This window comes from Mucilaginibacter sp. JRF, from assembly GCF_015223065.1.
In the GTDB taxonomy this organism is placed as follows: domain Bacteria; phylum Bacteroidota; class Bacteroidia; order Sphingobacteriales; family Sphingobacteriaceae; genus Mucilaginibacter.
Genome location: NZ_JADFBY010000001.1, coordinates 917,806 through 932,657, shown reverse-complemented (window position 1 = coordinate 932,657; position 14,852 = coordinate 917,806). Strand labels below are relative to the sequence as shown.

Here is a 14,852-nt window from a genome sequence, read left to right as displayed (position 1 = left end):
TTTAATAAATTACCTACTGACTGTCGTTATCAATCACCAAACAGTATTGATTTAACTTGCCCGCCCTTGGTACTAAACACGAAGTAAATATCCTGCTTATCGGTAGTGGCAATATTGGCTTGTCCGTTAGATGCTTCGCCCAATAATTTACCTGTTGGGCTACCGCTGTGTATTGTAAAGCTGTTAATGTTATCGCCTCGCAGTTTAATGGTTTTAATACCCGTCAAATCAATATTCTTTAACTGAATGTAGGCCTGGGCATCTATTACTTTAGCTACCGATGCAGCCTTGTCAACATCCATGCCTTTAAAGCCATCAGCATCAGCGACTGGCATCAGTGGATTTCGTAATACCACTATGCTTTCCCCTATTTGTGGCGAGGCGGTCTTAGTACCCTTATCGCGATAAGCGGCACGGAATATAAAGCTGCCTTTGTTGGTTTGTTCCGGCTGTTCGTTGGTTACATATGTGCCTGTCACCGGCATGTTTTTAGGCGCTGCTTTTTTTTCGCTCAGGCTCAATACATATTTTACTATGGCGTTAACCTGCGCCTCGGGCATTGAGCTGTGTGCCGGCATCATGGCATCGCCCCAAACTCCTGAACCACCGGCGATAACTTTTTTGGTCAACCGGTCTTCGGCGCCCTTATCGCCTTTATATTTTATAGCCACCTGTGTAAATGATGGACCTAATGATTTTGCATCAACCGCGTGGCAGGCATAACAATCACTCTTTTTTAGCAGCATTTTAGCTGTAGCAAATTGCGCCGAGGCATCAAAGTTATTTTGCTTTTGGGCGATGGCCGTCATGTCATACCCCTCCGACAGATAATTTATAGATACCGATACCTGCGATGGCTGTATGCGTTTATTGGCCAGGCTACCATCCTCTTTATCATTAACGGTAACCTTATAGGCAACGGTTTTCCCCGGAAAGAAGAAGCTTGAATTGCCTTTGGTGAACAAAAACCTTACATCAGGCACTGCATTACCTGCCGACAGATCAATACTTTTACTATTACTTGCGCCGTGGCTATCACTAACTGTTAACGTTGCCCTGTATTTACCCGGCTTGGCCAAAACCACTTGCGGATTAGCCTCGGTGCTGGTTTTTACCAGTACACCATTGCGTGTTACATTCCATTTATAAGTTAGCTTGTCGCCATCGGCATCGGTTGTACCTTTTGATGATAACTTGGCCATAAAGGGCACAGCACCTGCCGTTTTATCAGCCGATGCCTGTACAGCAGGTTTGCGGTTGCCACCATTGTATTCTACCTTGATCAATTCCGCTTCGGGGTTATCCTTAAAATAACCGTTACCGTATTCCAACACATATAAGCTACCATCGGGGCCAAACTTCATATCAATAGGCCCGCGCAGGGTAAGATCAGGCAGAAAGCGCTCCATTGATACATAATTACCCTGATCGTCAAGCGTAACAGCCAATATCCAGCCGCGCACCCAATCGGTTATCAGCCATTTGCCCTCGTAATATGTCGGGAATTGATATTTAGCATTCTTAAAATCGTCAGCATGAAATATAGGCCCACCCACCGCGCTGCGGCCACCGCTGCCCATATCCGGAAACTTATCGCTCGCGGCATAAGGATACCATATCAGCGGATTTACGGTTGGAGGCAACACCTTTAAGCCTGTGTTATTGGGTGAATTATTGGTTGGCTTAGCGGGGTTCCACCATTCGCCTGATTTTTTGGTAGCGAAATCATAATAGCGATATGCCTCAGTACCATTAAAATATGGCCAGCCGAAATTGCCTGCCTTTTTGGCTACGTTAAATTCATCGTATGAGCGTGGCCCCCGTAAATCGGACGAGTTTGAACCATCGGGACCTACTTCGCCCCAGTATAACCAGCCTGTTTTGCTGTCAATGGTTAATCGCCAGGGGTTACGGTTACCCATGGTATATATTTCGGGGCGGGTTTGCGCTTCGCCTTTGGCAAACAAATTACCTTCGGGTATGGTATAACTGCCATCAGGCTCAGGGTGTATGCGTAGTATCTTTCCACGCAGATCATTAGTATTGGATGATGATTTTTGCGCGTCGCGCGGAGATTCGCCGGGCTGCTCATCGATCGGTGTAAAACCATCCGATGACCGGGAGAAAGTATTATCACCTGTACTTAAGTACAAATTCCTGTCCTTATCAAACAGCATACCCCCGCCCACATGGCAGCATTCCTCACGCTGCACCTTTACTTCAAGCACTTTCTTCTCGGTGCTCATGTCCAGCTTGCCGCCCTTCCACACAAAGCGCGAAAGGCGGTTAACCACCGCATCAGTTGGTGAATAATAAATATATATCCAGTGGTTCTTGTCATAATCAGGGTCGAGTATGATGCCTTGTAAGCCATCCTCTCCTTCGCTGTGCTCACCGGTTTTGCTTACATATTCGGTACTTACGGGTATCTCGCCTATCACATCCATTTTATGCGTGACGTTGTTGTAAAGTTTGATCTTGCCTTTGCGCTCAACATACAATACGCTACCATCTTTCAGTATCTGAAACTGCATGGGCTCCTCCAGCTTAGGTTGCAGTATCACTTTGGTAAAGCGATTATCATCAGGCTTTTGAGTTGTTTGCGCTTGCATGCTGCCTCCCCATAAGGCCACACTACTGCATAAATAAATAAAGGTTTGTTTAAAATTGGTCATACACAAGTATAGTAATTACCCGCTAATTATAAAATCGGTTTAGCAAATAATGTTTGAAATGCTGTGAATATATTTCAAAACTGTGCTTTTACAATATATTTGCACAAACAATATACTTATGAAACCGAAGGTTTTGATAATTGATGACGAGGAAAAACTAAGAGGTTTATTATCAAGAATTATCGGATTAGAGGGCTTTGAGGTATTTGAGGCAGCCACCGGCAAAGACGGATTAAAAATACTCGCCCGCGAAAACATAATGGCTGTATTGAGTGATGTTAAGTTACCCGACGTAAATGGCGTTGACCTGGTAAAAAACATTAAGGAAGTACGATCATACGTTGAAGTGATCAACCTTACCGCTTACGGCACTATAAACGATGCAGTAAAGGCCATACAGAACGGCGCTTTCAATTACATTATTAAAGGTGATGATAACGAAAAGATAATACCCCTGCTTAACCAGGCGGTTGAAAAAGCAGCCCTGCAACTTAAGGTTTACGAGCTTGAAACCAAGCTGAGCAGGAAATACAGTTTTGCCAACATTATAGGCCAATCAAAACAAATTACCGAAGCCATAGCATTAGGCCGAAAGGTTGCCGCTACCAATACCACGGTGTTACTATTAGGACAAACAGGTACGGGGAAGGAAGTTTTTGCGTCGTCCATACATTACGAGAGCGAACGCAGGTTAATGCCTTTTGTGGCTGTTAACTGTAGCAGCTTTACGCCTGAATTATTAGAGAGTGAGCTATTCGGCTACAAGGCAGGCGCATTTACCGGGGCTGTTAAGGATAAAAAGGGCCTATTTGAGGAGGCGCAGTACGGCACCATATTTTTGGATGAGATAGGTGAAATGAGCCTGGAACTACAAGCCAAACTACTGCGCGTATTGGAGAGCAAAACCTTTATTAAGGTAGGCGACACACAAACTACTAAAGTGAATGTGCGCATTTTAGCAGCCACTAACCGCGACCTGATGAAAGAGGCTGAAGCAGGACATTTTAGGGAAGATCTTTTTTATCGTTTATCGGTATTTACTATCACGCTGCCATCGCTTAATGAGCGTAAGGGCGATATTGAGTTATTGGCCAAACACTACGTGCAGGAGTTCGCCGCTAAGGTGAATAATCGCATCAGCAAGATGGACGAACAGTTTACTAGCCTGCTCAACAATCATCACTGGAAAGGTAACATCCGCGAGTTAAAGAACTGCATTGAACGCGCGGTTATTTTAGCCGAGGGAGATACGCTTACTGCCGATCTGCTACCGTCGGATTTCAGGTTCAATACCGATGGAACAACAAGTACTTCGCTCGATTTGGCCAGTGTTGAAAAGCAGCATATTTTAAAAGTATTGCAATATACCAGCGGCAACAAAACCGAAGCTGCCCGAGTGCTTGGTATCGGGTTAACTACCTTATACCGTAAGCTGGAAGAATATCAATTGAACTAAAACAAGAAAGGGCCTTACGCCCCTTTTATATTACATACGCTCCGGCACCTCAATGCCCAACAGCGCCATGCCTTTCTTAATTACATTAGCTGATGCTACTGATAATTGCAGCCTGAACTTTTTAGATACTTCATCCTCGGCCTGCAATATGGAATGTTCGTGATAAAACTTATTGTAGGCCTTGGCCAGTTCGTAAACATAGTTAGCAATAACTGCCGGACTATAAGCTTCGGCTGCTTGCGCGATTATTTCCGGGAATTGGTTAAGCAAAACGATCAGCTCACGCTCCTCGGCTGCAAGCGTGCTAACGCCGGTACGCTCCGTAAAATCAACCCCTGCCCTGTTTAGTACCGATTTGATGCGGGCATGTGTGTACTGTATAAACGGCCCGGTATGTCCCTGAAAATCTACCGACTCATTAGGATCAAACAACAAACGCTTTTTAGGATCAACCTTTAATAAAAAGTATTTCAAAGCACCCATACCTATAGTGTGGTACAGCGCGTTCTTTTCTTCCTCGCTGAAGCCTTCTACCTTGCCCAATTCTTCGGTGCGTTGCCTGGCGGTGGATTCCATTTCGCTCATCAGGTCGTCGGCATCAACTACCGTACCCTCGCGCGATTTCATTTTGCCCGATGGAAGATCAACCATACCATATGATAAGTGGAACAGGCTATTTGTATCAGCCTTACCCAGCTTTTGCAGTATCAGGAATAGTACTTTAAAGTGATAATCCTGCTCGTTGCCTACAACGTATATCGATTTATCCATACCAAAGTCGTTATATTTTAGCAGGGCGGTACCAATATCCTGGGTAATGTATACCGATGTACCATCAGCACGGAGTACCAGCTTTTGGTCGAGGCCATCCTCGGTCAGATCTATCCAAACCGAGCCATCCTCTTTTTTGAAGAATACGCTTTTTTCAAGACCTTCCTCAATTATATCCTTACCTAACAGGTAGGTGTTTGATTCGTAGTAGAATTTATCAAAATCAACACCAAGGCGTTTGTAGGTTTCATCAAAACCGGCATATACCCAGCTGTTCATGGTTTTCCAAAGGCTGATCACTTCCTCATCACCTGCCTCCCATTTTTGCAGCATTAGTTGAGCTTCTTTAATCAGCGGAGCATTCTTTTTGGCATCGTCTTCTGTTTGGCCTTCAGCTTTTAAAGCTTCTATTTCCTTTTTATATTCCTTATCGAATATTACATAGTACTTGCCCACCAGATGATCGCCTTTTAAGCCTGATGATTCGGGTGTTTCACCCTCACCAAACTTTTGCCAGGCCAGCATTGATTTACAGATATGTATACCCCTGTCGTTAACCAAATTAGCCTTGATTACCTCATAGCCTGCCGCGCCTAATATTTGCGCAACCGAATAACCTAACAGGTTGTTACGTATGTGCCCAAGGTGCAACGGCTTATTGGTATTGGGTGATGAATACTCTACCATTACTTTTTGTCCGTTGGCTTGCGGTTCGGCAAAATCAGCGGATAATATTTCATTATACAGCGTATTCAGCCAGTATTCGTCAGCAATAGAAATATTCAAAAATCCCTTTATTACATTGAATGCCGATACCTCGTTAACGTTAGCTTTAAGGTACTCGCCTATTTCGGTACCGGTTTGCTCGGGCGATTTACGTGAAAAACGGGTAAACGGAAATGTTACTATGGTTAGCTGGCCTTCAAACTCCTTGCGGGTTTCCTGCAAGCTAATGGCATCAGCGGTTATATCGGTATTATAAAGTTCCTTAACGGCCTTAATGGCGGCATCAGTAATAAAATTCATCCGCCAAAATTAATTAAATGATGCGAGTTAGGCATAATAATTACTTCTATATTTATTTCATGAAAGACGTTACATGTCCATGTTGTGGTTACATAACTTTAAGCAATGTTGGAGAATACAATGTGTGCCTTATATGTTACTGGGAGGATGACCCAGTTCAACGCAACAATCCTGATTACGATAGTGGAACAAATAAATTCATATTACGGCAAGCTCAAAAAAACTACATGGAATACGGTGTTTCAGATTACGATATGAAAAGACACGTTTTTAAAGCTGATAAGCATGACATAAAAGACCCTAATTGGAAACCATTTTAGAAGCTGCTTTAACACATACCAATTAGTATACCATATTTTGTGATAGATTTGTTGTTTATAACCTTTTATGACGCTTAACGATAAAGATTTCAGGATAGATGTAACCTCAGAGATAGGCAGCCTGCGCGCGGTGTTGATCCATAGTCCGGATAGCGGACTGGGCAAGGTGGTACCATCCAAAGCGCAGGATTGGCTTTTTGAGGACATCGTTCACCTGGATACCCTCCGCAAAAAGGAATATGATTATTATATAAAACTGCTGCTTTACTTTCTTGATCCAGATAAGATAAAGGGTAAACTGGCAGCTGTTGACAGTGACCGTTCATTTTTTAAGCCTGACAATAAGGACTTTCATGCCTCTACCAAGGTACTTGAACTGCAAACATTATTAAGCGATATTTTGCAGGAGAACGATATCCGCAAAAAGCTGGTAGCATCTGTTTGTGCTATTGAGGGTTGCAGCTACCGTCTGCAAACGGAACTGATAGATACCGACCCGATAAACCTGGCTAAAATATTTATATCGGGCGCGTTAAATGATGACGAGATGATATTCGCGCCGATACCCAACCTGATATTCTCGAGGGATATTGGCATCGCCATAAATAATTATGTGTTGCTTAACAAGCCTGCTAAGAAAGCCCGTTTCCGCGAAACATTGCTGATGCGTTATATTTTCTTTAACCATCCGCTGTTCGCTAAATTCCGCGAAAATATATTGGAGATACCTGAAACTGTACACCACTTTTTACGCCCCGGCGAGGATAATGAGCAGAAAACCACTTTGGAGGGCGGCGACGTAATGATGGTAAGCCCTGATCACCTGATAATCGGTTGCAGCGAGCGCACCTCAACCAGCGGTGCCGATGAGGCTATTAAGCTATTGTTTGAGAACAACGTAGTAAAAAAGGTAACGGTAGTTAAAATACCTAACAAGCGCGATTACATGCACATTGATACGGTGTTTACCCAGGTGCGCCGGGATATGTGGGTGGTACTACACTCGTTAGCCGTGGCCGAAAAACCGGAGAAAGAGGCAGGTCCTGCGGCATGGTTCGCGGATAAAAAGAGCAAAGAGAAAACTGAGATAGTACAATTCAGGCAAGGTAAAAAACCTAAGACCTTTGATAACATCGAGGAGCTGCTGACCGACATCAGCCATAAGGATCTGGGTTATGAGGGCGAAGTAAAATTCATATACTCGGGCAATAACACCTTCCCTTTTGATGCCCGCGAGCAGTGGACGGACTCGTGCAACCTGCTGGCCGTAAAAGAGGGTGTAGTATTGGGTTATGACCGTAATGATAAAACTGTTGAAGCCTTTAAAGAGCAAGGCTTCGATATAATACCCGTAGCCGAATTACTCCAAAAATTTGAGCACGATGAGTTAGATCCACAATCGTTGACCAATATGCTTGTACTAATACCCTCAGCGGAGCTATCGCGCGCACGTGGCGGCTTCCATTGTATGAGTATGCCGCTGTGGAGGGAGGCGATCGGGTAGTCCATGGTCGATGGTCAATAGACCATAGTAAAAAAAGAAAACTAATATCGATTATCAACTAAAGCTATTTAATCTACAAAAAAGCTATGGACCATGGTCTATAGTCCATCGACTAAAAACATGCAAACAACATCAAATATACTTATGATACGCCCGGTGGCTTTTGGCTTTAACGAGCAGACCGCCGGGAACAACGCCTTTCAAAACCGGGATGCGGAACAGGCTGATGTTCAGCAAAAAGCTTTGCAGGAGTTTGACAACTTTGTGCAATTGCTTCGCGATAATGGCGTGAATGTTATTGTAGTAAATGATACTATACAGCCGCACACACCCGATTCGATATTTCCGAATAACTGGGTATCATTTCATGCTGATGGTAGCGTGTACCTCTACCCTATGCAGGCCGAAAACCGCCGATTGGAGCGTCGGGAAGATATCATCCGTGACTTGCAGGAAGATTTTAAGATAGAGCACATTACCGACCTGAGCAGGTTTGAGGCAGAAAATAAATTTTTAGAAGCTACAGGCAGCATGGTGCTTGATAGGGATAATAAAATAGCTTATGCCTGCCTCTCGCCTCGTACGGATGAGGATGTATTACGTACCTTTTGCGAACAGGCCGGATACAAACCCGTATTATTTAACGCCTTTGACGCCAACGGACAAGCCATTTACCACACCAATGTATTGATGGCCGTGGCCACGCGATATGTAGTGATATGCCTTGATACTATAACCGACGACGAACAACTGGAAGCAGTAATAGATGCTATTGAATCGAGCGGTAAAGAGATCATCAATATCACGCCGGATCAAATGAACCACTTTGCGGGTAACATGCTCGAAGTACAGAACCAGGCAGGCGAAAGTCTGATCGTGATGTCGGCCAGCGCGTGGAACTCACTGGATGATGAACAACGTGAAATATTATCAAGCTACAGTAAACCACTTTATGCCGATATCAGCACCATTGAAACCAACGGCGGCGGCAGCGCCAGATGTATGATGGCCGAAGTGCATTTGCCAAGGAATAGTTAACAGTACTTTGTCATAGAGTCCATCGAAGTAAAAACACACTTTTACAGCGAACCAGCAAAAATTCTGTAAATTATCAAATTCGGTAAATTCCGGTTCAGACAATTAGCACTACGGCAACTTCACCTTATAAACTGAATATGGCAGCTCTGTTTTATCCTGCCCATTATTCCATTGCGGGTCACGGTTTAGTTGGGCGCACGAGAAGTACAGATAACCATCGGTACCTATGCCCATCGAATCAGGCCAGATGATGCGCGAATCCTGAACCAATGTATTCAGCTTACCATCAGGCGAAATATATTTTATGGTATAATCTATTGAAGTGGTTAAATATACATTTCCCTTGCGATCAGCTTCCAATCCGTGGGTTATACCTACCGCGCCCATGTCCTGCACTTTGGCGGATAGTTCATCGTCGCTTAATTTGGTATCTGCCAAATACTTGGTTTCTACACGATACAAATGTTCCTGGTTTATCGGCTTAAAATAAAAGAACTTATTGTCTTTAGTTAAAGCGATGCCGTTCACATTCGAGCGGAATGGCTTGCCATCTTTATCGCGCATTTCAACGCCATCATATTTTAACACCACATTGGTATCAGCCAGTGTTGAGGATTGCTTTTTTAATACGCTACGGGTTTTTCCACTCACCAGATCGAGCACTACAATGGCCGCCTGCCCGGGGTCTGACAGATAACCCAGCCCTTTCTCGGTATCAACCCTGATATCATTAAGTCCGGAATGTGCCTTATTCAGATCGTCAAAGGTATACACCTTATCAACCGTGTTAGTTTTCAGATCTATCTTAACCAGTTTAAAGTAACCCTGCACCGGTGTACCACCATCATTACCAAATATGGAACCACCGGATGATGGTTTGGAATCAAGCACCCAAAGCTTGTCGTTAATATCGATATACAGATCCTGTACATTCACAAAATGCTTATTATTATCGCCTGTTGTCAGGTTCCACGTATCATCAGGAAAAGGTGTTTCCTTACCGTTCATAATCTCCACTAAACCATACTTATAACTCGCCCCACGGTTTGGGAATGATACGAACAGTCTGTTATTAGATGATACCTTTACACCTATCGGCCGTCGGTCGCCAAAGGTGGCAACGGGTATCAGTTTATCGCTATGGTATTTTGGCGTTTGGGCTGATGCATTGAACATGGTAGCGGCTAAAATTATCAGGGAGAGTATTTGTTTCATAGATGCTGTTTTAACAGATAACCACAATAATGGACAAAATTGTTTTTAGCGATACTAAAATCGCAGAATTTAACCTTTTGCTAACAATGATTTAGACGCGCGTTAACTCCCAAATAACAAATTACATTCGGTACATAAATTGCTTCAACATTTTTCGGAAGAATTCCGTTTAAAAATTACATTTTTGCCAAAATTTTAAAGCATGCAGAGTTACCAGGAATTTCTTGACCTAAGTGTTGGCTTTCCGCAAGATGGTTTTGAGATAATTGACGATGAATTATACTTTCACGATCTTAATTTGATGGAAATGGTTGAAACGTACGGCACTCCCCTGCGTTTTACATATCTGCCTATCATCTCGAAAAAAGTGCAGCAAGCCAAGCTGTTATTTCAGCAGGCCATTATAAAAAACAACTATCGTGGCACTTATAAGTATTGCTACTGTACTAAAAGCTCGCACTTTAAGCATATAGTTGAAGAAGCGTTAAAGAACGAGATTCACCTTGAAACATCGTCAGCTTTTGATATGCCAATGATTGATGCGCTTGAGAAAAAAGGCACGGTATCTAAAGATATCACCGTTATTTGCAACGGTTTTAAAACCTACCAATACAAGCAGTATATTGTTGATATGCTGCACGATGGTTTTAAAAACATCATCCCGGTATTAGATAACAAGGAGGAATTCAACATTTATGATGATGAAATTGAACTTGACGAGCCTTGTAACCTGGGTATACGCATAGCATCAGAGGAACAACCAAACTCGCAGTTCTATACCTCGCGTTTGGGCATACGTATGGAGGACGTGATCGACTTTTATCATAACAAGATAGAGAAGAACCCGAACTTCAAGGTTAAATTATTGCACTTCTTCATCAACTCAGGTATATCTGACACACCATATTACTGGAACGAGCTGGAGAAATACGTTACTCTATATTGCAAGTTCAAAAAGGTAAATCCCGATTTGGATACGCTGGATATTGGTGGTGGTATGCCTTTCAAAGATTCGCTGGTATTTGATTTTGATTACGAGTACATGATCAACGAGATCGTGAGCCGTATAAAAGAGATCTGCGCCATTAACGATACCATTGAACCGGACATTATTACCGAGTTTGGTAAATACACCGTGGCAGAAGCTTCGGGCATACTATACAAGGTTATTGGCCGTAAACAACAAAACGACCGTGAAAAATGGTTGATGTTGGATGGTTCATTCATTACCAACCTGCCTGATGTTTGGGCTTTGAACCAAAAATATATCCTGCTGCCTATCAACAATTGGGATGCGGAGTATGACCGTGTAAACCTTGGCGGTATTACATGCGACGGGCAGGATTACTACAACCAGGAAGCTCACATGAACAGTGTGTACATGCCTAAAACACGTAAGGTACAATACCTGGGTTTCTTTAACACCGGCGCTTATCAGGAAGTGTTGAGCGGTTATGGTGGTATTCACCATTGCCTGCTGCCATCGCCTAAGCATGTTATCATTCGTCGTAACCGCGATGAAACATTCAACTTTGAGGTATTTGGCGAGGAGCAAAATAGTAAGCAAGTATTGAAAATATTAGGCTATACAGCGTAGTTGGTCATTGGTCAATTGACATTAGTCATTGATCATTCATACTATGATATTCAGGAGTGGGAAAAGAAATTTTTTCCGCTCCTTTGTTTTTATACACTGATCGATCATTAAATATCAGATCACAATAACACTGACTACTGACTACTCACCAATGACTAAAACTGATGACTAAAACGAAGCACATCCCCATACATCGTATTAAAAATGAAACCAATATTGGTATGGAGATACATTGTGTTGGTGAGATGAAGGTGCACGATGAGGGCAAAACCTTGGGCATACATCGCGATGATCATTATATATTCTTTTTAACCGAAAAAGGCGAAGGTTCATTGACCGTTGATTTTACGGAGATCAACATATGCGGGCGTGCATTGTATTATATTTTGCCGGGACAGGTGCATCATGTATTGAATGCTTATCATGCTTCGGGATGGTTTGTTGCTGCCGATACTTCGCTTGTGCCGCCTCATTATCGCGAGATATTTGAGAACCAGCTTTGTATACAGCAACCCTATCCATTAAACGATGAACAGTTTAAGCAATGCGAAAGCACTGCAAAACTTTTGCACCAGCAGTTTGAAAGCGATCGGGAACAACCATTCTATACCCAACTACTCTATTCCTTATTAAATACTTTTATAGGGTATGTGGCTACCGGATATTGCAATAGCAATCAAAATAGCGCAACAGCCTCTCGCCCATACCAAATAACCCAGCAGTTTAAAAAGTTGTTGAGGCTGCACTTTGTAGAGAACAAGAGCCCGACCTGGTATGCGGATCAGTTGATGATCAGCGAATCGTACCTTAACGAAGCATTGAAAAAAACCACCGGATTTTCTGTAACCTACTGGATAACACACGAGATCGTACTTGAGGCTAAGCGCCTGTTACATTATAGCCAACTGAATGTTAAGGAGATAGCCCATACTTTAGGCTATGATGACCATACCTATTTTTCGCGATTATTTAAACGTTCGGCTCAGCAAACACCACTGGAGTTTAGGGCTGAGTACCACAAATAGTCCAATACTTACCTTAAGGTGTCTATTTTAGATCGGTAAATTGTGGCCTTACTTTGTAAGTATAAATACTTACAACAATGAGCGCATTACTATTATCACGCATAAAACAAAAAGCCACCAAAATATTAGAAGATCAGTTTTTGAAAACGGGCTACGTACTTGAAGCCCGCACATGGGTTACTGAAGATATTGTGGAGATCGATCTGCACTTACCATCAGCCACCATGCAATGGAACGAGGTGCAGCACATGAAATGCAAGGTTGCCGACTTTACCTATCGCGACTACACCCCATCAGCATGGGATGCCGAAACACAAACATGTACTTTATATATTGATGTTAACCACAATGGCCCCGGTGCACAATGGGCTAAAAAACTAACCAAGGGCGATGTTGTTGAGTATCTTGGTATAGCAACTACCAAACACACGCCGGTAAATACATCGGCCATTGTTTGCCTGGGCGATGAAAGTGCAATAGGCCACATGCTGGCCATGCAACAGTTAACCCAACCGTCTACACGTTTTACAGGCGCGGTGCTTATGGGCGACAATGCCAACAGTAAATTATTCACCGAATATTTCAGAACGCCTTTACAACCTGTAGAACGTGCCGACAGTTTCGGTCATCAACCACTGATACAATGGCTGTTGCAACAATCCGAAAACCTGGAGAACACGATATTTTATCTGGCAGGCAACTCCACCATGGTATCGCAACTCCGCAAAATTTTGCGAAGCCAAGGGTATGGTTCAAACCAGATAAAGGCGCATGGGTTTTGGCAGTAATATACCTCATCCCGACCCTCTCCTAAAGGAGAGGATGTTAATGAAAACTATAAAAAAAAATGTCATTTCGAACGAGGTACGAGGAGAAATCTGTCGCTTTGCTATTGAACGCGTACAGATTTCTCCTACGTCGAAATGACAAAATTGTATAAAAAAATACAGAAGCACGAACCGTAAATAATCTCTCCTATCGGCATCAGAAATGCCCGGAGTAGCACAAGCCCTGCCAAAGCAGAAACTTTAACCGGGCAGGGCGTAGCCGGCGATTTATTCGCTCTTGTTTGTTTTTTATTGGTGCTCATGAGATCGCTATCGCTAAGGTTTGTTTCTTTTGATCGCTCAAAAGAAATTGAGGACAAGTAATAAACTTTTATAGTTTGTGCTTGATTTGAAAAGGTTGTGCTCTAAACATCGTCAGCCTGCTCTTGGGCGCAGAGCCCAGTTACTTTGTCTTAGACACAAAGTAACCAAAAGTCAAGGCAGAAAAAACCTTCCGCCCACGAGGCCATACTCCCTGGCCCGGTTTTCTGCCAGGCCACCGCTCTTATTTTTTAAAATTCAAAAATTATAAACCAGCCAATAATGACGCGGTTAAAGAGAATTTTAATAATTTAACTATCAAACTTATCCAGCAACTTCAATAAAGTTTCAAAGTCTTTAGGATATGGGGCGTGGATAGTTATGTCCTCGCCGTTCAGGAGTTTAAAGGTTACTTCGTAGGCGTGCAGGGCAAAGCGTTTCATAATAGGTAACTCCTCCTGATCCTTACCCAAATGGTATTTACGTTTAAGTTTCGATAAAAATACTGGCTGACCTTTGTACATTTCGTCGCCGGCTATTGAGGCACGTTGTGTGGCCAGGTGTATGCGTATCTGGTGCATACGACCGGTTACCGGGCGACACTCCACCAATGTATAATGCTTGTAGTATTTTAGTGAATTGAACCACGTTTCGGCGGCTTTACCCTCTTGTCTGCTGATGGTTACACTGCTTTTGCCAATATTCAATATCGGCAGATCGATCTGTAGATCTTCAAAAACGTGCGTACCATCAATAACCGCGTGGTATACCTTTTTTACTTTACGACGCTCAAACTGCATGGATACTGAACGGTAAGCCTCCGGGTGCTTGGCGAATATCAAAGCGCCTGATGTTTCCTTATCCAAACGGTGACATATCTGCGCGTCATCACTGTAAGCCTTCGCCAACTTTAGCATACTTATTTCACTGCTGCCTTCGCCACGCTCATCAAGCGAGCTGATAAATGGCGGCTTGTTCACTACGATAACATCATCGTTTTCAAAAAGTATTTGGTCGGCAAACTTGGGTATTTTCATAACAAGGTGCAAAAGTACGGTTTTAAATGTAAAAGAGCCGCCCGTAGGCAGCTCTATTACTATATGATGGAGTTATTATGTTTGTTTGAGTAAGCCGCAG

The 14,852-nt window shown here is 43.1% G+C and carries 10 protein-coding genes; 6 read left to right on the top strand and 4 right to left on the bottom strand.

The genetic code is table 11. The features are described from left to right. Positions 1–29: 29 nt before the first annotated feature. Entirely contained in the window at positions 30–2,675 is a 2,646-nt protein-coding gene (locus IM792_RS03785) for a PQQ-dependent sugar dehydrogenase (protein WP_228084920.1), read from the bottom strand. Between the two features lie 118 nt (positions 2,676–2,793). Here IM792_RS03785 and IM792_RS03780 point away from each other — a divergent pair, with 118 nt between their 5' ends. Then, entirely contained in the window at positions 2,794–4,131 is a 1,338-nt protein-coding gene (locus IM792_RS03780) for a sigma-54 dependent transcriptional regulator (RefSeq protein ID WP_194100400.1), read from the top strand. Positions 4,132–4,161: 30 nt separating this feature from the next. Here the strand turns inward: IM792_RS03780 and argS are convergent, their stop codons facing one another. Next, positions 4,162–5,928: an arginine--tRNA ligase gene (argS, locus tag IM792_RS03775; protein ID WP_194100399.1), complete on the bottom strand. Its 1,767-nt coding sequence runs from the start codon at positions 5,926–5,928 to the stop codon at positions 4,162–4,164. A 387-nt stretch (positions 5,929–6,315) separates the two neighbouring features. Between argS and IM792_RS03765 the strand changes: the two genes are divergently transcribed. Together IM792_RS03765 and IM792_RS03760 are read left to right on the top strand one after the other, a co-directional pair. Beyond that, positions 6,316–7,752, top strand: coding sequence for an arginine deiminase family protein (locus IM792_RS03765; RefSeq protein WP_194100395.1), 1,437 nt, complete (start codon positions 6,316–6,318; stop codon positions 7,750–7,752). A gap of 120 nt (positions 7,753–7,872) precedes the next feature. Beyond that, positions 7,873–8,790, top strand: coding sequence for an arginine deiminase-related protein (locus tag IM792_RS03760; RefSeq protein ID WP_194100393.1), 918 nt, complete (start codon positions 7,873–7,875; stop codon positions 8,788–8,790). 108 nt (positions 8,791–8,898) lie between these two features. On the opposite strand, the gene IM792_RS03755 is transcribed toward IM792_RS03760, so the two are convergent. Further along, positions 8,899–10,005, bottom strand: coding sequence for an L-dopachrome tautomerase-related protein (locus IM792_RS03755; RefSeq protein ID WP_194100392.1), 1,107 nt, complete (start codon positions 10,003–10,005; stop codon positions 8,899–8,901). 202 nt (positions 10,006–10,207) lie between these two features. On the opposite strand from IM792_RS03755, the gene IM792_RS03750 reads away from it, so the two are divergent. The 3 genes from IM792_RS03750 (at position 10,208) to IM792_RS03740 (ending at position 13,415) form a co-directional block, all read left to right on the top strand. Then, positions 10,208–11,602 (top strand): arginine decarboxylase, encoded by a 1,395-nt coding sequence (locus tag IM792_RS03750; RefSeq protein WP_194100391.1) that lies wholly within the window; start codon positions 10,208–10,210, stop codon positions 11,600–11,602. 164 nt (positions 11,603–11,766) lie between these two features. Beyond that, positions 11,767–12,627, top strand: coding sequence for an AraC family transcriptional regulator (locus IM792_RS03745; protein ID WP_194100389.1), 861 nt, complete (start codon positions 11,767–11,769; stop codon positions 12,625–12,627). Between the two features lie 77 nt (positions 12,628–12,704). After that, on the top strand, positions 12,705–13,415 hold the full coding sequence (locus tag IM792_RS03740) for an SIP domain-containing protein (RefSeq protein WP_194100387.1): 711 nt from the start codon (positions 12,705–12,707) through the stop codon (positions 13,413–13,415). A 611-nt stretch (positions 13,416–14,026) separates the two neighbouring features. Here the strand turns inward: IM792_RS03740 and IM792_RS03735 are convergent. Beyond that, positions 14,027–14,752 carry an RluA family pseudouridine synthase gene (locus IM792_RS03735; RefSeq protein ID WP_194100386.1) on the bottom strand — a complete coding sequence of 242 codons (726 nt, stop codon included), beginning with the start codon at positions 14,750–14,752 and terminating at the stop codon, positions 14,027–14,029. Positions 14,753–14,852: the final 100 nt, after the last annotated feature.

Bases quoted from the DNA above. Each gene is read 5' to 3' on its own strand.
- IM792_RS03785 (WP_228084920.1), bottom strand. From the start codon at position 2,675: ATGACCAATTTTAAACAAACCTTTATTTATTTATGCAGTAGTGTGGCC.
- argS (WP_194100399.1), bottom strand. From the start codon at position 5,928: ATGAATTTTATTACTGATGCCGCCATTAAGGCCGTTAAGGAACTTTAT.
- IM792_RS03740 (WP_194100387.1), top strand. From the start codon at position 12,705: ATGAGCGCATTACTATTATCACGCATAAAACAAAAAGCCACCAAAATA.
- IM792_RS03755 (WP_194100392.1), bottom strand. From the start codon at position 10,005: ATGAAACAAATACTCTCCCTGATAATTTTAGCCGCTACCATGTTCAAT.
- IM792_RS03735 (WP_194100386.1), bottom strand. From the start codon at position 14,752: ATGAAAATACCCAAGTTTGCCGACCAAATACTTTTTGAAAACGATGAT.
- IM792_RS03780 (WP_194100400.1), top strand. From the start codon at position 2,794: ATGAAACCGAAGGTTTTGATAATTGATGACGAGGAAAAACTAAGAGGT.
- IM792_RS03750 (WP_194100391.1), top strand. From the start codon at position 10,208: ATGCAGAGTTACCAGGAATTTCTTGACCTAAGTGTTGGCTTTCCGCAA.
- IM792_RS03760 (WP_194100393.1), top strand. From the start codon at position 7,873: ATGCAAACAACATCAAATATACTTATGATACGCCCGGTGGCTTTTGGC.
- IM792_RS03745 (WP_194100389.1), top strand. From the start codon at position 11,767: ATGACTAAAACGAAGCACATCCCCATACATCGTATTAAAAATGAAACC.
- IM792_RS03765 (WP_194100395.1), top strand. From the start codon at position 6,316: ATGACGCTTAACGATAAAGATTTCAGGATAGATGTAACCTCAGAGATA.